The sequence below is a fragment of the Trichocoleus sp. FACHB-40 genome, from assembly GCF_014695915.1.
Lineage (GTDB): Bacteria > Cyanobacteriota > Cyanobacteriia > Cyanobacteriales > FACHB-T130 > Funiculus > Funiculus sociatus.
Map to the genome: position 1 here is coordinate 40,991 of NZ_JACJPF010000050.1, position 19,692 is coordinate 60,682.

The 19,692-nt window shown below is 46.3% G+C and carries 19 protein-coding genes, 1 tRNA gene and 2 pseudogenes; 11 read left to right on the plus strand and 11 right to left on the minus strand.

The genetic code is table 11. The features are described from left to right. Window positions 1–117: 117 nt before the first annotated feature. The 4 genes from H6F63_RS10665 (at window position 118) to H6F63_RS10680 (ending at window position 4,110) form a co-directional block, all read left to right on the plus strand. Window positions 118–522: an Npun_F0494 family protein gene (locus H6F63_RS10665; RefSeq protein WP_190424963.1), complete on the plus strand. Its 405-nt coding sequence runs from the start codon at window positions 118–120 to the stop codon at window positions 520–522. 94 nt (window positions 523–616) lie between these two features. Continuing rightward, complete coding sequence (gene cobQ, locus H6F63_RS10670; protein ID WP_190637187.1) at window positions 617–2,119, plus strand: cobyric acid synthase CobQ; 1,503 nt, start codon at window positions 617–619, stop codon at window positions 2,117–2,119. A 70-nt stretch (window positions 2,120–2,189) separates the two neighbouring features. Next, window positions 2,190–2,429, plus strand: a complete 240-nt coding sequence (locus H6F63_RS10675; protein WP_190637268.1) for a 2Fe-2S iron-sulfur cluster-binding protein — start codon at window positions 2,190–2,192, stop codon at window positions 2,427–2,429. Window positions 2,430–2,457: 28 nt separating this feature from the next. Further along, on the plus strand, window positions 2,458–4,110 hold the full coding sequence (locus tag H6F63_RS10680) for a site-2 protease family protein (RefSeq protein ID WP_190637189.1): 1,653 nt from the start codon (window positions 2,458–2,460) through the stop codon (window positions 4,108–4,110). Between the two features lie 59 nt (window positions 4,111–4,169). Here the strand turns inward: H6F63_RS10680 and H6F63_RS10685 are convergent, their stop codons facing one another. The 4 genes and pseudogenes from H6F63_RS10685 to H6F63_RS10700 all read right to left on the minus strand — a co-directional run bounded on the left by H6F63_RS10685 (window position 4,170) and on the right by H6F63_RS10700 (window position 8,096). Then, a complete protein-coding gene (locus H6F63_RS10685; protein ID WP_190452214.1) occupies window positions 4,170–4,628 on the minus strand; it encodes an SRPBCC family protein in 459 nt (152 codons plus the stop codon). Window positions 4,629–4,664: 36 nt separating this feature from the next. After that, window positions 4,665–6,128: a 9,9'-di-cis-zeta-carotene desaturase gene (gene zds / locus H6F63_RS10690; RefSeq protein ID WP_190637192.1), complete on the minus strand. Its 1,464-nt coding sequence runs from the start codon at window positions 6,126–6,128 to the stop codon at window positions 4,665–4,667. A 98-nt stretch (window positions 6,129–6,226) separates the two neighbouring features. After that, window positions 6,227–6,346, minus strand: a pseudogene (locus tag H6F63_RS30940) (DUF29 family protein); the annotation flags it as partial. A gap of 67 nt (window positions 6,347–6,413) precedes the next feature. Beyond that, a complete protein-coding gene (locus H6F63_RS10700) occupies window positions 6,414–8,096 on the minus strand; it encodes a hypothetical protein (RefSeq protein ID WP_190637193.1) in 1,683 nt (560 codons plus the stop codon). Window positions 8,097–8,400: 304 nt separating this feature from the next. On the opposite strand from H6F63_RS10700, the gene H6F63_RS10705 reads away from it, so the two are divergent. The 5 genes from H6F63_RS10705 (at window position 8,401) to H6F63_RS30945 (ending at window position 10,871) form a co-directional block, all read left to right on the plus strand. Further along, window positions 8,401–8,757 (plus strand): iron-sulfur cluster assembly accessory protein, encoded by a 357-nt coding sequence (locus tag H6F63_RS10705; protein WP_190424984.1) that lies wholly within the window; start codon window positions 8,401–8,403, stop codon window positions 8,755–8,757. Window positions 8,758–8,866: 109 nt separating this feature from the next. Continuing rightward, window positions 8,867–9,286: a tetratricopeptide repeat protein gene (locus tag H6F63_RS10710; RefSeq protein ID WP_190637195.1), complete on the plus strand. Its 420-nt coding sequence runs from the start codon at window positions 8,867–8,869 to the stop codon at window positions 9,284–9,286. A gap of 349 nt (window positions 9,287–9,635) precedes the next feature. Next, entirely contained in the window at window positions 9,636–10,511 is an 876-nt protein-coding gene (locus H6F63_RS10715; RefSeq protein ID WP_190452334.1) for a M48 family metallopeptidase, read from the plus strand. Then, window positions 10,490–10,573 (plus strand) — tRNA-Leu (locus H6F63_RS10720). The genes H6F63_RS10715 and H6F63_RS10720 overlap by 22 nt, the downstream gene beginning before the upstream one ends. A 70-nt stretch (window positions 10,574–10,643) precedes the next feature. Then, entirely contained in the window at window positions 10,644–10,871 is a 228-nt protein-coding gene (locus H6F63_RS30945; RefSeq protein ID WP_347276785.1) for a hypothetical protein, read from the plus strand. Between the two features lie 13 nt (window positions 10,872–10,884). Here the strand turns inward: H6F63_RS30945 and H6F63_RS10725 are convergent. From H6F63_RS10725 to H6F63_RS10745, 5 genes and pseudogenes are all read right to left on the minus strand, one after another. After that, window positions 10,885–11,544 (minus strand): annotated as a pseudogene (locus H6F63_RS10725) (ATP-binding protein); the annotation flags it as partial. 33 nt (window positions 11,545–11,577) lie between these two features. Further along, complete coding sequence (locus H6F63_RS10730) at window positions 11,578–12,489, minus strand: WD40 repeat domain-containing protein (protein WP_199297936.1); 912 nt, start codon at window positions 12,487–12,489, stop codon at window positions 11,578–11,580. Between the two features lie 236 nt (window positions 12,490–12,725). After that, complete coding sequence (locus H6F63_RS10735) at window positions 12,726–13,154, minus strand: heavy metal-responsive transcriptional regulator (RefSeq protein WP_190442623.1); 429 nt, start codon at window positions 13,152–13,154, stop codon at window positions 12,726–12,728. A gap of 21 nt (window positions 13,155–13,175) precedes the next feature. Then, the gene (locus H6F63_RS10740) at window positions 13,176–13,469 is read right to left on the minus strand and encodes a hypothetical protein (RefSeq protein ID WP_190442646.1); all 294 of its coding nucleotides are present in this window, start codon (window positions 13,467–13,469) and stop codon (window positions 13,176–13,178) included. Between the two features lie 222 nt (window positions 13,470–13,691). Next, the gene (locus H6F63_RS10745) at window positions 13,692–13,862 is read right to left on the minus strand and encodes a chlorophyll a/b-binding protein (protein ID WP_190425002.1); all 171 of its coding nucleotides are present in this window, start codon (window positions 13,860–13,862) and stop codon (window positions 13,692–13,694) included. Window positions 13,863–14,384: 522 nt separating this feature from the next. On the opposite strand from H6F63_RS10745, the gene ald reads away from it, so the two are divergent. Further along, window positions 14,385–15,476, plus strand: coding sequence for an alanine dehydrogenase (gene ald / locus H6F63_RS10750; protein WP_190637201.1), 1,092 nt, complete (start codon window positions 14,385–14,387; stop codon window positions 15,474–15,476). A 149-nt stretch (window positions 15,477–15,625) separates the two neighbouring features. Here ald and topA read toward each other — a convergent pair whose 3' ends face one another. Continuing rightward, on the minus strand, window positions 15,626–18,277 hold the full coding sequence (topA, locus tag H6F63_RS10755; protein WP_190637202.1) for a type I DNA topoisomerase: 2,652 nt from the start codon (window positions 18,275–18,277) through the stop codon (window positions 15,626–15,628). A gap of 307 nt (window positions 18,278–18,584) precedes the next feature. On the opposite strand from topA, the gene H6F63_RS10760 reads away from it, so the two are divergent. Continuing rightward, complete coding sequence (locus H6F63_RS10760) at window positions 18,585–18,878, plus strand: hypothetical protein (RefSeq protein WP_190637204.1); 294 nt, start codon at window positions 18,585–18,587, stop codon at window positions 18,876–18,878. Window positions 18,879–19,122: 244 nt separating this feature from the next. Here the strand turns inward: H6F63_RS10760 and H6F63_RS10765 are convergent, their stop codons facing one another. After that, window positions 19,123–19,674, minus strand: a complete 552-nt coding sequence (locus H6F63_RS10765) for a Uma2 family endonuclease (RefSeq protein WP_190637274.1) — start codon at window positions 19,672–19,674, stop codon at window positions 19,123–19,125. Window positions 19,675–19,692: the final 18 nt, after the last annotated feature.

Below are 19,692 nucleotides of genomic sequence, written 5' to 3' on the forward strand. Positions count from 1 at the left end.
TAAGTCTCAGGCTACAAGAAAAAACCACTCTCCGCAGACTGCAAAAATAAGTCAATGTAAAAAGGGCATTGGCAGCGATCGCTACTTTAAATTTCCTGCTGTTTACTGGTATTGACTATGAATTCTGTTGCAGCGAAAAGCTCCCCCGTAATTCAATATTCCCCTCAAAGTATCAAAAGGGCCGAACGGGCGATGCGTTGTTCTCCCTTCCTGCTGCCTTTATTTGCGGCGATGCGTTCTACAAGCGTTCCTTTGGGAGCAATCGTTTCTTCAGGTGTGCAGCGCCAATACACCCGCAAGCCATTGCGCGAGTTAGCCGCCGAAAATTATCTATCGTGGCTGATCCAGGTGGGCATTCTGCGACGAGAAGTGGATGGACAAGGCATCACCGATAGCTTCCGCCTCACACCGTTGGGACGCCAACTGGTAGAACAATGGGAGAAACAGGGAGGCGTAGTGCCTGCTCCGTCTTTAAGCGATCGCTTCTATAATGCGTTAAATCGTTGGTTTCGACTGTTTTGAATTGTCAGTTGCCAGTTTTCTAATGACTCCTGGCTCCTAACTGATAACTCCTAACTCCTAATTGATAACTCGTAACTCTTAACTGATAACTCGTATGAAAGCCATTATGGTTGTGGGGACAACTTCCCACGCAGGAAAATCACTAATAACTGCCTCCCTGTGCCGCATTCTGTCGCGGCGCGGTTGGCGGGTTGCTCCCTTTAAAGCGCAGAATATGGCGCTCAATTCCTACGTGACACCCACCGGAGGAGAAATTGGTTATGCTCAGGCAGTGCAAGCTTGGGCATCTGGGGTGACACCTTGGGTAGAGATGAACCCGATTTTACTCAAGCCCCAAGGGGACATGACTTCGCAGGTTATTATCAAGGGTAAAGCCGTCGGGGTAGCTGGTGCCGCAGAATACTACGAGCAGTATTTTGACATCGGCTGGCAAGCAGTTGAAGAATCCCTGCAACGTCTCTCGGAAGAATTCGATCTGCTGGTGTGCGAGGGAGCAGGTAGCCCCGCAGAAATTAACCTCAAGCACCGCGACATGGCTAATATGCGGGTAGCAAAGCATTTAAACGCCGCAACTATGCTCGTGGTGGATATCGACCGGGGCGGCGCTTTTGCCCATGTGGTGGGGACTCTGGAGTTGCTAGAACCAGACGAACGGGCGCTAATCAAAGGTGTTGTCATAAATAAATTTCGCGGACAGCGATCGCTTCTAGACTCCGGCATCACCTGGCTGGAAAAACGCACTGGCATTCCCGTTGTTGGTGTGATTCCCTGGATAGACAATGCCTTCCCTGCTGAAGATTCTTTAGGCTTATTCGACCGTCGCACCACCAAGAATCAGAGCGATCTCACTATTGCCGTTATCCGCCTTCCCCGAATTTCTAACTTCACCGACTTCGACCCCCTAGAAGCCGAACCCAGCGTCACAGTAAAATACCTTAGCCCCAAAGATAGCTTGGGACATCCGGATGCCGTAATTATTCCCGGTTCCAAAACTACCATCGCTGACTTGCTGGTTCTGCAAAAAACTGGCATGGCACAGGCAATTCAAAATTATGCAGCAGCAGGTGGCACTATTCTGGGAATCTGTGGTGGTTTCCAGATGCTAGGCAAATTTCTCGCCGATCCAGAAGGAGTTGAAGGAGAAACCGGACGCTTTAAAGGTCTGGAATTGTTACCTGTAAAAACCGTCCTCACAGCCCAGAAAATCGCCCGCCAGCGACTGGTAACTTCTAACTATCCTCAGTCTGGTTTACCAGTTACAGGTTACGAAATCCATCAGGGACGCACGCGGCTGCTGGAATCGGAAGAAATAAACCCGGCCTCTGCATACGCCCAAAAACAATCCTCCTGCAAACCGTTATTTGACGATCCTAATTTGGGAATTGTCGATGCAAATCAATCAGTTATCGGAACTTATCTACACGGTATTTTTGATAACGGCCCTTGGCGACGCTCCTGGTTAAATAACTTGCGGCAGCAGCGGGGACTTCCGTCTCTTGCCACAGGAGTTGCTAACTACCGCGAACAGCGAGAAGCAGTTTTGGACTTGCTGGCAGATGCGATTATGGCGCACCTGGATTTAAACCTATTTTTGTAGGCCTAACTTATTAGTTATTAGCTATTAGCTAATGGCTTTTCAACAATTAGCAATCCTTCAATTAGCGAGTATGAGTATCCGCATACATTTTTTACCTGATGATGTTACGGTTGACGCTAAGGCAGGAGAACCGTTATTACAGGTAGCAGAGCGGGCTGGGGTGTTCATTCCCACTGGCTGCCTAATGGGTTCGTGTCACGCCTGCGAAGTGGAGGTCGAGGGCAAAGATACCATCTGTGCTTGTATTACGGCAGTCCCAGCAGGGAGCGAGCAGTTAACTATCAATCTCTACGTTGATCCCGCCTGGTAGCAAACCGGACACAAGGTTGGGGAAAAAGATGGAATATTTACTTTACGGTTTAGCAATCTATTGTTTGCTGATAATAGGACGCTATTTGATTATTTTTCAGCGCCTTTTGGGTTTAACTCTCCAGTACATCAACTACGATTTTACAGATAAAGACCAGATACCCGTCTATATTAGAGATTTATTTGAGATTCCCTTGCTAGAACTTGAACAATTAGAGTTTAAGTTCTGTTGCTATTTGAATGTCGCTCAGATGACGTATCTGGATGCGTCAAAGACTTGGGAAATGCTGTTATATAACGAGGAGTTTAAGACATTTGCCAGTGTAGATATTCGTAGTTTACCCGAATCGGTTAAACTTTTTACTATTAATTTTTTCACATTTTTGGAAGATGGTGTCCTGCTACAAACAATGAACGGGCAGGCTTTCGGTGTTATTGGAACGATACCGAATACAATTCTTCAAGATCCTTATGTTGTGGAAACACAACAGCAGTGGCAAGTTCATAAAACTAAGCTGGAATTGACGAAAACGCCCCAAGAAATGTCTCCAGAGAAATTTATAGAGACATTGCGATCGCATCATGCCACCTACCTCGACAGTCTGGTAAAATTAGGCGAATTGTCACCAATCAAAAACACACAGCTATTTGAACTCAAAGGGCTTGCAGCTTTCAAAGCAGCCGTCAAAATGGGACGGGAAAGCAACAAGTATACTAATCTTCTCAAAAAGTGGACTTCTAAGGCAAAAACAAATCCCTCTGTCACCGTACAAATTCCTGAAGAGGTGGAAGTTGAGGGATTTCGTAGGATGGAACGCATAGAACGGGGACGCACCAGAAAGGGGATAAAGTCCTGGTTGTTGCTTGGTAGTTTGGCAGTGTTTGCTGTTTCCTTTATACCGTTTTTCGACTTGCAGACACTGTTTATCCTCATCGCTGTGCTATTTCTCCACGAAATGGGTCACTTTTTGGCGATGAAAGCGTTCGGTTATAAAGACACCTCGATTTTCTTCTTACCCTTATTCGGTGCTGCTGCTACCGGACGGAAAGATAATGCTACGGTGCACGAAAAAGTGATGGTGTTGTTGGCAGGGCCCGTTCCGGGGATAATCTTAGGGAGTGCGATCGCGTTGGCAATTCCCAATTCTCTCCAACGCTCTTTAGGGTTGCATGAGGCTATCGGCTTGCTGATGATCATCAATTACTTCAATTTACTGCCTATATTGCCCCTGGATGGCGGACGTATATTAGATTTACTAATATTTTCCCGCCATCCTTACACAGATGTTTTCTTCAAACTTTTCGCAGTTGGTCTTCTGGTTTTTGTAGGCGTGAGTTTGGGTTCGGCAAGTGCGATTTTTATTTTCCTAGGATTGCTAATTGCCTTCACAATTCCTGCTAGTTTCCGCAGCGCCAAAATCTTGAGGAAATTGCGGCGAGAACTACCACAATCAACTGACGATTCTGATAGTGTACTACTGGCTATTTTTCGCACGCTTAAGAAGTCTGGTTACGGTTCGCTACCTTTTGCTCAAAAATACAAAATGGTAAAAGATATCGCCCAACGCTGTCGGGAGTCCCATTCTAATTGGGGCAGCAGGCTGTCTTTATTAAGCGTCTATCTGGTGTGTTTGGTTGGTGGTTTGATACTTGTAGGTATCAGCTTCGTACCAGTTCGTTAGCTATCAATACTCGGTTAAGAATTCTTGGGGCTGGGTTTCGTTCCCGGAAGCCAGCTTACTCAATTTCCTGATGACGATTTAGCTTGAGATTGAATAGCGTATTCTCGAAAACGATCCAAATCAGCTTGGATAGTTGATTCAACAGCCCGCCCTAGAAATAGATTATCCACCAGCTTGCCAAGCCAGCCAGGAATACCGTAAGCCACGGTCAGTTTAACGATACTACTATCCTTGCGATCGTAAAAGCGAATTGCACCCCGATTAGGCAAACCATCAACAGATTCCCACTGAATAATCTGATTTGGTTCCATTTTAACAATCCGGGCTAACCAGCTGAATTCTAAACCACCAGTCGCTAGTTTCCAGCGAGATAGAGTTGGATCTTCTTCCAAAACCTTAACAGAATCAATCCACTTCATCCAACGCGGCATCTGTTCCAAATCAGACCAAAGATTCCACACCTCATCAATAGGAATTGGAACTTCTACCTGCACACTATGCTCTAACCAATCTGACATTTATTTTTCTACTTATTATTCCTTTTGTTGTTTCTCTTAAACCGCAGACAACTCACTTACCCCCACCTTAATATTCTCCAAAATCTCCTTAGCAGCCCGACGACCAGACAAAGTTGCTCCTTCCATACTATCGATGTAATCTTGCTGCGTATAACTACCCGCAAGGAAGAAATTTGCTATTGGGGTTTTTTGTTGCGGACGATACACATCCATTCCTGGCGCTTCGCGATAGAGAGACTGAGCCAACTTCACCACACTGTACCAGGTCATATTCAACTCGCGGGAAGAGGGGAATAGATCGTGTACTTGTTTGAGGACGTGTTGCGCGATCGCTTCATTACTTTCCTTAATAAACGGATCTCCCGGAGTCAGCACCAACTGCAACAGCGAACCTTCTCCCTCTCGGTAATAATCAGATGGACTGGTTAAAGCTAAATCGGCAAAACAGGAAAAGTCAGCATCCGCCGTATATAACAGATTATCTATCCCCGCCGCGTGATCCTTCTGTTTCCGTTCTGCCTGGTTGTGTAACTCAGTCACCCAACCATCAAACCGCAACTGAACTGTTGCCACTGGCACCGCATCCAGCTTATAAATGTTGTCAAATTCCGACCATTTTCGCCAATCTTGGGGTATAAGGCGCTTGATTCCCGGCACATCGCAGGCGCAGACATAAGCATCAGCGGTGATGGTTTCTTCCCCATCGCCTTTGGCAATTCGGAAACCAGTAACTCGTGTTTCGTTCCCTTCCCCGGTAAACAGGATTTCTCTTAACTGGCGACGAGTGTGGATTTTCGCGCCTCTTGCTTCCAAATATTTAATAATCGGCTTGTGCAGATATTCATCAGGAGAACCGCACAGCATTCGCAACACCGATGCCTCGGTTCTAGATGCAAACATCTGGAATATTGTCAACATACAACGGGCAGAAATATTCTCGCAATCGATAAAACCCAGTGCGTACGCTATAGGGTTCCACATCCGCTTGATGCTGCCATTGCTGCCGCCGTGACTGCGGAACCAGTCAGCAAAGCTGATTTTATCAAGAGAGCGAATGGTTTTCATCGACCCCTCGAAGTCTACCAAACCGCGCACGATTGTACTGGTGCCGAGAGCGATCGCATTCTGTAATTTATCCTGCAATGACAGTTGCGATGTCGTAAAAAACGCCTTCAAGCCATTGAAAGGCGCACCCGTGATGAAGCGAAAATCTAATGCCCCCGTCACGCCGCCTTTGTTGATAAAGGTGTGGACGTGTTCTTTGCGGTGGAGATTCTCAAACGCCCCCACCTTCTTAAACAATTCAAATAGCTGGTAGTAGTTACCAAAGAAGACGTGCAACCCCATCTCAACATGATTGCCATCGGCATCTACCCAACTGCCAGCTTTTCCCCCGACAAACGGGCGAGACTCGAAGATTTCGACTTCATAACCAGCATCGACTAGATCGACTGCCGCCGCCATTCCAGCCAATCCCGCCCCGACGATTGCAACCCGCATTCAATCTGTCCTTTTCAACTTCTTTACAAAGTTTAACTAAGAATGGTTACTCCAGACGGGCAGCAGCTAAAATTACTGCTTTGATTCTGTAGTGAAGCGAGGTTTTCCCAGTCCACGTTTCCATAGTCCTGACTCTGCAATTTTTTGACAGTTTTTTCAATCCATTGCAGGTAGTCAGTCTCATACAGAGTTTGATTATCCGTTTTCAGGGAAGGCATAGCATCCATAAATGGATCAACGGTTAAGTATCGAAGTTAGTAGGCGCGAGGACACACTGCCCCTACTTTATTCCAACTCAAAGCCGAACTGAGGGATTAGCTGAAGCATACCCAAGCCTAATTCTTCAGAGGAGAGCGATCGCCCTTCAAATAATGCCATCATGTCACCAAGCTGAGGATTTCCCTTAGATGCGCCTTTTAGCCCTCTGGCAATAATCACGCCGCAGTAGCCTTGAGTTTTCTGACAACGCTGATCCCACTTGCGACGGGCTTCAATATGAACAGGGTCATCTCCTGTAAACTCACCAAAAAGGTACATATTGCCATTTTCAGTTTGTAAGATTCCCAAGTCGTAGAGATCCCCCTCTTCAGGATCTTCTCCCGGATTAAAGCATACTCCTTTCAGCCCTCCGGCACCCTGGATCTTTTCAATCAACTCCTTTGCCTTCGGACGGGAAGTTTGAATCAAAATCACAGGCAAACCTTCTCCCGCCGCCGCGATATCCTTAGGCTGATAATGTTCTGCTGTCTGACGCAGCAAGTCCAGCCGTTCCCAAGTCATCATCCCTAGACTGAAGAAAGAACCTTTGGGTATCAAATCATCCCGCAACGGCACCGTCATATCGTCGAATTCATCGTCGAATTCGTCGTCAAATTCGTCGTCCTCGTCCTCATCATCCGCTGCCAACTGCGCCATATTAAACAGTTCCGCCGCCACTTCTGGCACAGTTTCCACCTTTACCGAGAGAGTTTGCTTCGGTTCTACGGCTGGAGGTGTGGCGATGCGGAAGCGTTTGGTGAGGCTGGGGAACTTGTCGTCGGAGAGTTGGCGATGGGATGCGCGGAAAAAGCGATGCAAAGCTTCCAGTGCAAAATAAACGGCGATCGCTTCTTCTTCATACAAAAACGGTCGCATTCCCTCCAAAGGATGCACGTTGCCGAAACTTGGCCCTATTTCTGATAGGGCTAAATCAGATAAATCTATTTCGTCCTCGTCTTCATCTTCATCGAAGTCATCTTCCGCCTTCTCGAAGGTCATAAACAAGCAATCTTGTCCTAAAAATGCTTCTTCGAGTTCCTCAAAAGACTCCTTTGCTAAGACTGAAGCCCGAAATCGCTTCAGAGAATCAAGAGAACGATACAACAAAATTCCGTACTCCATGCCCAGCATTCCCATCACCGAGGCGTAAAGAGTACCCACATCCCACTGGTTAATTTCAATTGAGATAATTTGGTGGTCAGCCAGCATTTCCCAAGGTGCATCTTCCCAAATTTCCTGAGCCTTTTCCTCCAGTAACTCCACATACTCTGGCGGTAGCTTCGGCGGACGAGTGCTGGACATCTCCTGAAAAGAGCGAAACAGCTCGTCTACCAGAGGCAACTCTGGTACATAATCAATGGCAATATCTAGATCCTGAAGAATACCCCGCAGATAAAACTGTACTTCGCGATCGCGGACTATTATTTTCTGAGGCCGGGCTGGTTTTGCTGGGCTGTGAGGATACTCCATTGCACGCAACAAGGCGCGAACCATTGCTTCGGGCCCGGTTTCGGACGTTACCATATCCATTGCCCGCACCATGCCTTCGACACCATCTAACCAAACAATGCAGTCACCATCTTCCTGAGTATCCGACTCTAAGCTTTGTGCCATACCAGCGGATAATCGACGGCGATCGCCCTCCCAGACGCTGGGAATTTGGTGTAGTGTTTTAAGCCGACGGAGGGTAGAGCGATTGAGAACAGACATATACTAAGCCAACTGAGTGAAGGAAAAAGCGGTCTGCGCTTTATGTTGGTAGATCCTCATTTTAAATACTAATCGTCTATATACCGTCTGCTTAATAAACTTCTATTTTGCTCGCTTGTATGTACGCTGCTATACAATTTCTCTTGGCTATAGCCCTGCTATATGAGCGCTAGTTACCATAGCTAATAAAAAGCTTTGCTTCGCTAGTCCCTGTATGCTTAGCAATGTTCGATAAAATTAATACAGTGGGCTGGTTTACTCAAATCGTCTATAACAAACAGCAAATAGGAGTCGAATGAGCGCGATGACACAAGCAACTCAGTCGCAAACACGAGGTATACAGTTGACAGAAGCGGCTCTAAAGCACGTTCTTCAATTGCGGGAGAAACAAGGTAAGGATTTGTGCCTGCGCGTCGGTGTCCGCCAAGGAGGCTGTTCGGGAATGTCTTACATGATGGATTTTGAAGATGCCAGCAAAATCCAGGAAAATGATGAGATTTACGACTACGAGGGCTTCAAAATTGTCTGTGACCCCAAGAGTATGCTATATCTCTATGGCTTAGTGCTTGACTACAGCGATGCTATGATTGGCGGCGGTTTTCAATTCACCAATCCCAACGCTGCTCAAAACTGTGGCTGTGGTAAGTCTTTTGGTGTCTAAATTGGGGACTGGGGACTAGGGACTGGGGACTGGGTAAAATAAGAATGCAAATTTTTCCTCTTCCCAGTCCCCAAGTACGAATTACTTTTTACTTGATTGCCTTTTTAAAATGACCGAGCAAGTTAACGACCTTTTCGATATCGGACTGGAACGCTATAAAGCGGGTGAAGGCCCGGATACTTTGATTCCTGTTTTTAAGGAAATTTGCGATCGCTCCCCTAAAACAAATGCTGCGTGGGTTTGTCTGTCTTGGTTATATTTGTTGGATAACAACCCATCTTTGGCTGCCAAAGCTGCTCAAAAAGCTGTCAAGTTGAATCCCGCCGATCCTCAAGCTCGGATTAACTTGGCGATCGCTATGCTGGAAACTGGACAAAAGGGTGTCCGCCAACACGTTGAAGTCGCTGGGCGTGCGATCGCCATTGAATCTGAATTACGCGAAGACGTTGAAGAAAGTATTGCCGATGGCTTCTCCAGAAAACCCGACTGGGATAGTTTAACTAAAGTCAAAAATTGGTTATTTGCCTAATTCTACTCTCATTAAATCAAGCTGTTTTTTTACTTTCTTTTCTTTGAAAAAACAGCTATCTTTTTCCTCTATTTTAATGATATTATTTACTTGAAAACGATTTTTTTAATAATAAAAATATGTGTATGTGTTGGTAAAGTACAGATTTCCATTATTTAAATATACCATATACGGTATAAAAAGACGTATAAAAAATTACAACAATTTGTCACCGTGAAGGCAGACAAGAGCAACGAAAATCCTAGATCCCTCGCTATACTAATTGAGTATTACCTGTTCTAGGGGCAATAACCAAAGCCAAGAACCAGAACAGCACCACATAAAAGCCTTATTTTTTGAGATTGTCTCCATGTTGCCAACAAAGACACCGTTAATTGGTCTTTCCGCAGACAAGTTCCGCCATCCGCTGGATTTGGAGGCAACCACAGCCTTGAAACAGGTGCCGGGGTTGGATATGCTAGTGCGGAATCTGCTGGGGCCGCTAGCAGAACAAGTTTTTTACCTAGAAAATATAGCAGCCGGAGTGCTAGTCGGGCCTCAACAGCTGCCGGATCTGCATAAACTGCTGTTAGAAGCTTGCCAGATTCTGGATCTCGAACCACCGCAACTGTATGTGCGCCAGCATCCAGCGCCAAACGCCTACACATTTGCCATGCGAGGCAAGCAACCGTTTATCGTGTTGCATACCTCGTTAATTGATATGCTGACACAGGAAGAAATTCAGGCAGTAATTGCCCATGAATTGGGACACCTCAAATGCGAACATGGGGTTTACCTAACACCGTTGAATATTATCGTGTTAGCGGCGGGATTAATTCCCACTTGGGGGAGTGTAGTAGCTGAAAGCGTGCGCTCGCAGATGATGGAGTGGTTGCGATGTGCTGAGTTTACGTGCGATCGCGCCGCACTACTAGCCACCCAAAACCCCAGAGTAGTGAGTTCCGTTTTAATGAAACTTGCGGGAGGTTCACCCGCGATCGCGCCTCAACTAAACCTAGAGGCATTTTTAGCCCAAGCCAAAGCTTACGACGATATCAGCAACAACCAGCTAGGTGAAATGCTCAAATCAGCCCAAACAGCCCAACTCTCCCACCCAGTCCCAGTTTTACGGGCTAGAGAAATTGATCGCTGGGCAAGTAGCCAAGAATACCAAAACTTGCTAGAACAGCATTCAATAGGCTATAATGATAAAGCTAAACCCAAGGGCGGGTGGCGAAACTGGTAGACGCATCAGACTCAAAATCTGACGACCGCAAGGTTGTGAGAGTTCGATTCTCTCCCTGCCCACTCTTCAATTTTAGAAGCCCCCTTAAAAAGGGGGCTTCGGGTATCAGATGTTGGATTAGGAGTCATAACCATGAGACTAAAAAGCTGGGAATCTCCTCGCAAACAGGGGAGAAACGACAAAGGTAAAGGCGGGTCTGCAAGAGCTAGACAACTGAAAAAGCAACAGCAGATGCTCCGGAAAAAGCTAAAAGACCAGGGCGAAGCTGAAAACAAAAAAGCAAACAGAGGGAAGGTTAACTTCCCTCTGTTTTTTTGTGTGACAGGTTCATGCACTCTCGCGCGCACAAGCGTCGGATGAAAATTTTTGTTCACTATTGGCGTTGGCAAATTGGGATGGCAATTAAAAACTCAGTTCCTTTTCCTGGTTCTGAGAAACACTTCAAAACGCCGCCATGTTTATCAACCACAATTTGATAACTGATGGATAATCCCAAGCCAGTACCTTTCCCGACAGGTTTGGTGGTAAAGAAGGGGTCAAATAAGCGGGCTTTTATTTGCTCTGTCATTCCTGAACCATTGTCCCGAATCTTAATCGTTACGTGATTTCTATCTCGAACTTCGGTAGAAATCCGAATCTGCGGGTTCAAACGTTGGGATGTCGGAAGGTTTGCTTCCGACTCGTCTAAACCTTCCAACGCTTCGAGAGCATCAATCCCATTGTTCAGGATGTTCATAAATACCTGATTCAGCTGTCCTGGGTAGCATTCTACGGGCGGTAAGTTGCCATACTCTTTAACAATTTCAATCGCGGGATAGCTGGCCCTTGCTTTTAGGCGATTTTGCAATATCAGCAGAGTGTTATCAATGCCTTGATGGATATCTACTGCCTTCATTTCGGCTTCATCCAGACGGGAGAAGTTACGCAACGATAAGACAATTTCGCGGATGCGATCGCTCCCCATCTTCATCGAACCCAGAATTTTAGGCATATCTTCAATTAAGAAATCTAAGTCAATCGCCTCGGCTTCCTTTACAATCGCTGGCGCCGGATGAGGTCAAACAATCTATTTAGCTACTTGAGTATCAGTTTGTGTGCCGGGAACTCGCCAAATTTTAATTGTTCTGTCAAAACCGCCAGTAGCAAGGGTGTTTCCATCAGGACTAAAAGCTACCGAGTTCACCCAGTCTGAATGTCCCACAAGTAAGGCTATTAGCTCCCCAGTTCTCAAATTCCACAAGCGGACACCATCACGACTGGCACTGGCAAGCATTTCTCCCGAAGGATGGATGGCAATAGCCCGAATCAAGCCTGTATGTCCAGAAAGCGTGTAGAGCGATCGCGCAGTTGTTAAATTCCAAACTTTAATTGTGCGGTCATAGCTGCCACTGACCAAAATATTACCTCTAGGGTCAAATGCCAGGGTGCTGATTGCACCAGAATGCCCCGGAATTGAACCAATGGAGCTTCCAGTCCTTATGTTCCACAGTTTAATTACTGGGTCTCTACCCCCACTTGCAAGGATATCTCCTTGCGAACTAGCCGCTACAGCGTAGGTTTGGTTATCAAACCGCACCAAAGTATATATAGGGCGCTGTGTCTTCAGATTCCATGCTCTAATTCCATCCAAAGCACCTGTCACCAGAATTTCATTATCTGGCGTGATTGCTGTTGACAAAATGTTACTCGTATGGTCTAAAAAGGTACGAGTATATTTTCCAGTTTTCCAGTTCCAAAAATTGAGCGAGGAGTCATTACTAGAACTGGTCAATGTTTCTCCATCGGGGCTAAATTTTAGGGCAAGAACTGCCCGACGATGCGCCCGGAGGTTAGAAACTTGCCTCCCTGTTTTCAACCACCAAAATCTAATTCTGCCCTCATTGTCACTGCCCCCACTAATAAGAATTGTCCCATCAGGGCTGAAGGCTAAGGATTCAACAGTTGTGGAGTGACCTTTGAGTGTGCGGATGAGCTGCACATTTCTCCAGGCTTGAGGTAGTGAGGTGTCTGAATTTTCAGATGGCAGAACCTGGGGAATTTCAGTCTGAGCCTTAACTTGAAAAAAGGCGAAAGGTAAAAGGCAAAAGATAAAAGTAGGGAAAAAGAGAAAAGTGTAAATAAAATTACGTTTTCCTATTTTTCTCGATGTACGTAACTTTAAACTTTGGCACTTTTCCTCTTTCATTCTGATTTTTTACCTTTTTTGTTTTGCCTTTAATCTTGGATATTTGGGCAAATAGTCCGATCGATGCGGTGAGCGGGTGGACGGTCTTGCCAACCAGAGAGTAACCCCTGTAGTTCAGCTTTGAGGATTTCGAGCGATTCAATTTGAGAAGCGATCGCATCTACTTTGGAAAGCAGATGCTGTTTTAATGCGCCACAAGGCAACTCCCCCCCGTCGTGGACAGCTAAAATTTCTTGTATCTCGCCCAAACTGAGTCCGAGAGATTGCGATCGCTTGATGAACGCCAGCCGATTAATTATCTCGCTACTAAACAGTCGATAGCCGGATTCTGTTCGTTTCACCACTGGGGACAATAGCCCAATATCTTCGTAGTAGCGAATAGTTTTCACCGAAAGACCACTACGATCTGCAACTTCACCAATTTTCAGCCATTTACCTGAAGTAGAAGTGGCTATCATTCTTGTATGCTTACAAAGTCTTTACTGGCGTGGATTGTGTTTAGATGCACTCAGTGTAGGTAAAGCAGTCCGGGGGGAAGAAGCGGGGAGATAGCGTTGTGCTTTTTGGGGTTGGGGTTCAACTTCATGTTGCTGCTGCTGCCACCACCGCAGAGCGATCGCTATCCCCACCATCGCCACTCCAAAGGTCAGCAATGACCAGCTTTGATCCACTCCGCCAATCACTGCATCTACGGCACCAACAATGACAATAAAACTGGTAATTGGTTCTTTACGGTAAGCTGACTTCAAAAATCTAGGCATCAAAGCATTCATCACGACTTACTCTATTCCCTATAGTATTTATTCTAATTTCAGGTTATCTCATCTAGCAGGCAGGAGCCTGAAAGAAAACAAGCATCACACATCGGTTGCTGCCCGACTGAGCCATATTAGCTCTCGCGGCGCTTCTATTGCGGACTGAGTGCTGAGTGAATAAGACATATCCTATCGCTTATCTTCTTCCTCATTCCTCAGTCCTAAAGTCAAGATTCCTGATTATTGCAAGCCCAGCCAGGATAGTACACCTTTCCCGGTGACGTATTCGATAATCACCATCAGCAGAAAGCCAATCATTGCCGCTCGACCATTCAAGCGCTCTGCGTAATCATTAAAACCAAACTTTGGCTGCTCCAGCTTGGGAGTGACGGTGGGTTGAAGTTGGGTCATAGTTTGGCAATCCTTACGTCTTGATGCTTCTAGAGTATTTTACAATCCTTAATATATTTTAAAGGTGCTAGTCCTTGAGTCAATGGGAAAGCAGGAAATCTCATAAACTTCTGTGATGACCATGACTTAGCTTGCTTTGGGTGGGGCAGTCACTTCATCTGCAACGGAATTTTGAGATTTTCTGTTTTGGCTTTTAAATGCTTTCCATAGGAGATAGCAATTCCTTTATGCTTTGTGAAGCCAAAGAAACCTAGTTTTGATAAAGTTACCGAGTTTGGTGGAAATTGGAACTTTCATAACTCAATTATAATTGTTATAGCAGCCTTCTTAAAGGGCTTCTCCTGAATAGGAGAGAAAAACTTCACTCTTCGCATAGAGACAAATACACAAAAATTCAGTTAAAGAAGAAAAGTAAAACTTAAACTCTCTATACCTTTATAGAGTAACTTTTCCAATGTGCAACTAATAAATATTAGTTGTAGATACGGTCAATAATAACAAAGCTAATCATTGAGGTGAGAAATGGAAATTGGCGTTCCCAAGGAAACCAAAGATCAAGAATTTCGAGTCGGGTTAAGCCCTAGCAGCGTCCGGGTGCTGTATGAAAATGGTCATGCAGTATTTGTGGAAAGCGGCGCTGGTATTGGTGCTGGCTTCACCGATGAAGATTTTATTCTTGCTGGGGCGAAAATTGTCTCCCAAGCTAAGGATGCTTGGAGTCGAGAACTCGTAGTTAAGGTGAAAGAACCACTCAAGCACGAGTACGACTTTATCCAGAAAGAGCAGCTGCTGTTTACTTATTTACACTTAGCAGCAGATCGAACTTTAACCGAGAATTTGATTGATAGTGGAGTTTGCGCGATCGCTTACGAAACCGTAGAAATACCAGACAAAAAAACTCTGCCTCTCCTCACCCCCATGAGTATCATTGCTGGTCGCCTCGCCGTCCAATTTGGGGCAAGATTTCTCGAACGCCAGCAAGGAGGTCGCGGAGTTCTCTTGGGCGGCGTTCCCGGCGTTCGTCCTGGTAAAGTCGTAATTTTAGGAGGCGGCGTCGTTGGTACAGAAGCCGCAAGAATGGCGGTAGGTGTAGGCGCTCATGTGCAGATTTTGGATGTCAATGTCGAGCGTTTAGCTTATTTGGAAACCCTCTTTGGTTCCAGAGTTGAACTGCTTTATAGTAACTCTCTGCAAATTGAAGCGGTTGTCAGAGAAGCAGACTTACTTATTGGTGCAGTTTTAGTCTTGGGTCGTCGCGCCCCCATCCTCGTACCGAGAAGTTTAGTAAAACAGATGCTTCCCGGTTCAGTAATTGTAGATGTGGCTGTAGACCAAGGCGGATGTGTGGAGACGCTGCGCCCTACTTCTCACACTAATCCTACATATATAGAGGAGGGTGTTGTTCATTACGGCGTTCCGAATATGCCGGGAGCAGTTCCCTGGACTGCAACTCAGGCACTTAATAATAGTACCTTACCCTATGTCTTGAAATTGGCGAATCAAGGCATGAAAGCATTAGAATTAGACCCTGCTTTGGCAAGGGGTGTGAATGTACAGAATCATCGGTTGGTGCATCCTGCTGTGCAGGAGGTTTTCCCAGATTTAGCCCATTAGATAATTGATAATGGGATATTGTAGAGACGTTGTATACGTCTCTACAATTTGGAAAAAATCCACCAATTACCAAGGGTAAATTTCTATGACTACTGATACTGTAAAACAGTAGATGCGATCGCTTTCAAAGAGCGATCGCATCAATTCTACTAGGACGATTTTTTCTTAGTAGTAGATGTAGTCTTCTTCGTAGTTGTGGTTTTCTTTGTAGTTCCACTCTTAGCCGTTGACTTGCGAGTGGTTTTCGTCGAACCTGCCTTTTCTGCTAAAGCTTTCAGTGCAGTTTCGAGCGTTATATTTTCCACCGTTTCCCCTTCTGGAAGCGAAGCATTTACTTTGCCATGTTTCACATAAGCACCATAGGGGCCATCGTAGATATTCACTGGTTCATTGTCTGCTGGGTGAGTACCGAGTTCCCGTAAGGGTGCCTTAGACTTGCTGCGAGTACCGCCGCGTCCCTTTTTCGGCTCCGACAGTAGCTCTACCGCACGTTCTAGCCCAATTGTCAATACATCATCGCCAGCTTTCAAAGAGCGGTATTCTTTCCCCTCCTTGCCTTGGTCGTGGACAACGTAAGGGCCAAAACGTCCCAAACCCGCTTGGACTTTGCCGCCTGTAGCTGGGTTAATGCCCAAATTACGCGGCAAAGACAGCAAACCTACCGCCATATCTAAGGTGACATCTTCAATGTTGACCCCTTTAGGCAGGGAGGCGCGTTTGGGTTTTTTGTTTTCCTCAGTAGCATCGCCTAGCTGGACATAGGGCCCGTAAGTGCCAATTAGCACATAAATCGGTTCCCCAGTTTCCGGATGCAAGCCTACTTTGTCAGGGCCTTCGGTTTTCTGCTGTAGCAGCGTCTCGACTAAATCGGCATCAAGGTCTGATGGGGTAAGATCCTTGGGAATTGAGGCTTTGACTGCTTCAGAGCCATTCTCAGCCTCAATGTAAGGGCCATATTGACCAATCCGGACTTTCGCGCCACCGAGATCGTCTAATTCGATGGTACGGGCATCTGTAGCATCGATTTCGTTTTCCCTTTCCTTAACTTGGGTTGCTAGACCCTGGTCTCCCAAGTAGAACTTTTGCAGATATGGCAACCATTTAGCTTCCCCAGTCGAGATTTCATCCAGGGTTTGCTCCATATTGGAAGTGAAGCTGGTATTCACCAAGTCGGGAAAGTATTTTTCTAGCAGCGCCGTGACAGCAAAGGCGGTGAAGGTGGGAACTAAGGCGTTACCATTCATCTGAGCATAGCCCCGGTCGATAATCGTGCCAATGATGCTGGCGTAGGTGCTAGGACGACCAATCCCTTCGCTTTCTAAGGTTTTTACCAGAGAAGCTTCGGTGTATCGTGCGGGCGGTTGAGTTTCGTGACCGATGGATTCTAGCTTAGTGCAGTTTGGGCGATCGCCTTTTTTCAGAGAAGGTAAAATTACTTCCATGTTTTCCAGTGCTGCCTCTGGATCGTCGGAACCTTCCACGTAGGCGCGTAAAAAGCCATAGAAATCAATCCGTTTGCCACTGGCGCGAAAACCAGCGTCTTCCACTTGCAACTGCACAGTAATTTGAGTTTGGCGTGAGTCTGCCATTTGAGTAGCGACAGTGCGCTTCCAAATCAGGTCATAGAGAGCTTTTTCCCGACCACTCAAACCAGTTTCATCAGGAGTGCGGAAAGTGGCACCAGCAGGACGGATGGCTTCGTGTGCTTCCTGTGCGCCTTTGCTTTTGGTGGTGTACTGGCGGGGTTCTGGACTGAGATACTCCTTGCCGTACATTTTTTCGACACAACTGCGAGCAGCTGCGATCGCTTGCCCAGACAAATGCACCGAATCCGTCCGCATATAGGTAATATACCCCTGCTCGTACAAACTTTGAGCAGTCCGCATTGTATCCCGCGCCGATAGGTGCAGTTTTCGGTTAGCCTCTTGTTGCAGCGTCGAAGTGGTAAACGGTGGCGAAGGTTTGCGAGTAACTGGTTTTTCTTCCAAATCAGCCACTGTCCAAGTTTTATCAGCCAGTCGCGCTTCTAAGCTTCTGGCTTCCGCTTCCGAGAGCAAAACCACATTGCGACCAGCAACAATTTGTCCTGTAGCTTCATCAAAATCGCTTCCCGTAGCGACTCTAGTTCCTCTGAAGTTAATAAGCCGCGCCTCAAAAGGTGTCTTATCTTTGCTTAAAGTTGCCTTCAGATCCCAATAAGTACCTTGGCGGAAAGCGCGACGCTGGCGTTCCCGGTTTACCAACAACCGCACCGCCACAGACTGCACCCGTCCCGCCGATAACCCATAAGAGATTTTCTTCCACAGCAGCGGCGACAGGGTATAACCTACCAGTCGGTCGAGAATTCGCCGTGTTTCTTGAGCGCGTACTACCTGCTCATCAATACTGCGGCAGTTTTTCAAAGCATCGCGGATGGCTTCTTTGGTGATTTCGTGAAACACCATGCGCTTAATGGGAACCTTCGGCTTCAGCAGTTGCAATAAATGCCACGATATGCTTTCGCCTTCGCGGTCTTCGTCAGTTGCCAGCACCAACTCATCAGCCTCTTTCAAGGCGTTTTTTAGGGTAGTGACTATCTTCTTTTTATCGCTGGGGACAACATACAGGGGTTCAAAATCGGCATCCACATTTACCCCTAGCTGCGCCCATTTTTCCCCTTTGTAAGCTTCGGGAATTTCTTTGCCAGATTGGGGAAGGTCGCGCACATGACCCATCGACGCCTCGACGCGGTAGGTGGAGGGCAGAAATTTACTGATGGTGCGTGCTTTGGTGGGGGATTCGACGATGACGAGGGTTGACATGGGAACTTCCGGAATAGCAGCTGGGCTGAACAGTCTTATTAAATTAATTTATGCCAAATGTCAAGGGATGCGCCCACAGACTCAAGCCTGACGGAGCGCGGGTAAAGCTTGCCTGGAGAAGGTTTTAAGACTGGCGGTGGCTCGCAAAAAGAGCGGCATATGCCCTTGCGTCGCCAGACTTAATTTAAAGCTATCTCAATGTTTAACTTATATGGAATCTTAATGGCGACCTTGACGACTTTCTATCCTGTGCCAAAATGGATGCCAACATATAGGCCAAACGCGCCTACCAGTAGGAGCATAAGCGATGCAACCGATTCGACAAGGCGATGTAATTTTACTTTTCGTTGAGCAAACCGAGGGACAAAAGCTATCTCACCTGACTTTAGCGGAAGGCGAGGTGACTGGACACAAGCACCGGATCAGTGACGGACAAGCTGAACTCTACGAGGAAAATGGCACCCTGTATCTGCGCGTCCTTTCTGAGACAGCAACTTTAACCCACGAGGAGCATAACGCTATCTCTATTCCTCAAGGCGATTGGATGGTGCGAATTCAACGGGAATATGAGCCTAAAGGGTGGCGATATGTCGCAGATTAAGATGGAGAAACTTACGCTAGAGCAAGAAGCGCTAATTCCAGTTTATCGCCTGAAGTGGAGAGCGATCGCAACGCTTCTGCTTTTCTTAAAAACAATTTGATTAGCTTGGAATTTCGACTTACTAAAAATCAATAAATCCCTGAAATCAAAATAGAGGGTACTTTGATAACTGGATTACAGGTATTACTAGCAGTTCAATTTATGAACCTCAAAGAGAGATTGATTTCTCCAAACGCGATCGCGCTTACAACAAACTTCTCACAGCTAAAGTAAATCCAAGAACCACATCCTCACCATTTAAAACGGCTGTAGCGGGATACTGCGTCACCGATCCATCCGCCCGATACACCCAAGCTTGCTGATTTTGGCGGTCAAACAACCATCCCAAACGCACCCCGTTATCGATATACTCGCGCATCTTTGCCTGAAGCGTTTCTATATCGGTTTTAGAACGAATTTCTATGACAAAATCAGGAGCTAAATTTAAAAATCTATCTTCTTGCTCATCCCAATCTTCTGCTAATCTTCCCCTAGCAACAAAAGCAGCATCCGGCGATTTAATAGCTGTATTTGCTTTGAAGCCCGTACTGGGGCCAAAAACCTCGCCTAAATCGTGACTTTCCAGCCAACTCAGCAGATAAGCTCCGGCTTTTGCCTCTCGATTACCGGAAATTCCTCCAGTTGGTGGCATAATTACCAATGTGCCGTCAGCATTGCGCTCAAATTGCAAATCGGGATTTTTAGAACTGATGAGGATCAATTCTTTATCCGTAACAGTCCACCAAGACGGCACAATTGCTGTTAACCTGGGATA

What these genes read in the sequence shown, in the direction of transcription:
- ald (WP_190637201.1), top strand. Translation starts at nt 14,385, where the DNA reads ATGGAAATTGGCGTTCCCAAGGAAACCAAAGATCAAGAATTTCGAGTC.
- H6F63_RS10710 (WP_190637195.1), top strand. Translation starts at nt 8,867, where the DNA reads ATGACCGAGCAAGTTAACGACCTTTTCGATATCGGACTGGAACGCTAT.
- topA (WP_190637202.1), bottom strand. Translation starts at nt 18,277, where the DNA reads ATGTCAACCCTCGTCATCGTCGAATCCCCCACCAAAGCACGCACCATC.
- H6F63_RS10705 (WP_190424984.1), top strand. Translation starts at nt 8,401, where the DNA reads ATGACACAAGCAACTCAGTCGCAAACACGAGGTATACAGTTGACAGAA.
- H6F63_RS10715 (WP_190452334.1), top strand. Translation starts at nt 9,636, where the DNA reads ATGTTGCCAACAAAGACACCGTTAATTGGTCTTTCCGCAGACAAGTTC.
- zds (WP_190637192.1), bottom strand. Translation starts at nt 6,128, where the DNA reads ATGCGGGTTGCAATCGTCGGGGCGGGATTGGCTGGAATGGCGGCGGCA.
- H6F63_RS10740 (WP_190442646.1), bottom strand. Translation starts at nt 13,469, where the DNA reads ATGAATGCTTTGATGCCTAGATTTTTGAAGTCAGCTTACCGTAAAGAA.
- H6F63_RS10665 (WP_190424963.1), top strand. Translation starts at nt 118, where the DNA reads ATGAATTCTGTTGCAGCGAAAAGCTCCCCCGTAATTCAATATTCCCCT.
- H6F63_RS10700 (WP_190637193.1), bottom strand. Translation starts at nt 8,096, where the DNA reads ATGTCTGTTCTCAATCGCTCTACCCTCCGTCGGCTTAAAACACTACAC.
- H6F63_RS10675 (WP_190637268.1), top strand. Translation starts at nt 2,190, where the DNA reads ATGAGTATCCGCATACATTTTTTACCTGATGATGTTACGGTTGACGCT.
- H6F63_RS10735 (WP_190442623.1), bottom strand. Translation starts at nt 13,154, where the DNA reads ATGATAGCCACTTCTACTTCAGGTAAATGGCTGAAAATTGGTGAAGTT.
- H6F63_RS10760 (WP_190637204.1), top strand. Translation starts at nt 18,585, where the DNA reads ATGCAACCGATTCGACAAGGCGATGTAATTTTACTTTTCGTTGAGCAA.
- cobQ (WP_190637187.1), top strand. Translation starts at nt 617, where the DNA reads ATGAAAGCCATTATGGTTGTGGGGACAACTTCCCACGCAGGAAAATCA.
- H6F63_RS10680 (WP_190637189.1), top strand. Translation starts at nt 2,458, where the DNA reads ATGGAATATTTACTTTACGGTTTAGCAATCTATTGTTTGCTGATAATA.
- H6F63_RS10745 (WP_190425002.1), bottom strand. Translation starts at nt 13,862, where the DNA reads ATGACCCAACTTCAACCCACCGTCACTCCCAAGCTGGAGCAGCCAAAG.
- H6F63_RS10685 (WP_190452214.1), bottom strand. Translation starts at nt 4,628, where the DNA reads ATGTCAGATTGGTTAGAGCATAGTGTGCAGGTAGAAGTTCCAATTCCT.
- H6F63_RS30945 (WP_347276785.1), top strand. Translation starts at nt 10,644, where the DNA reads ATGAGACTAAAAAGCTGGGAATCTCCTCGCAAACAGGGGAGAAACGAC.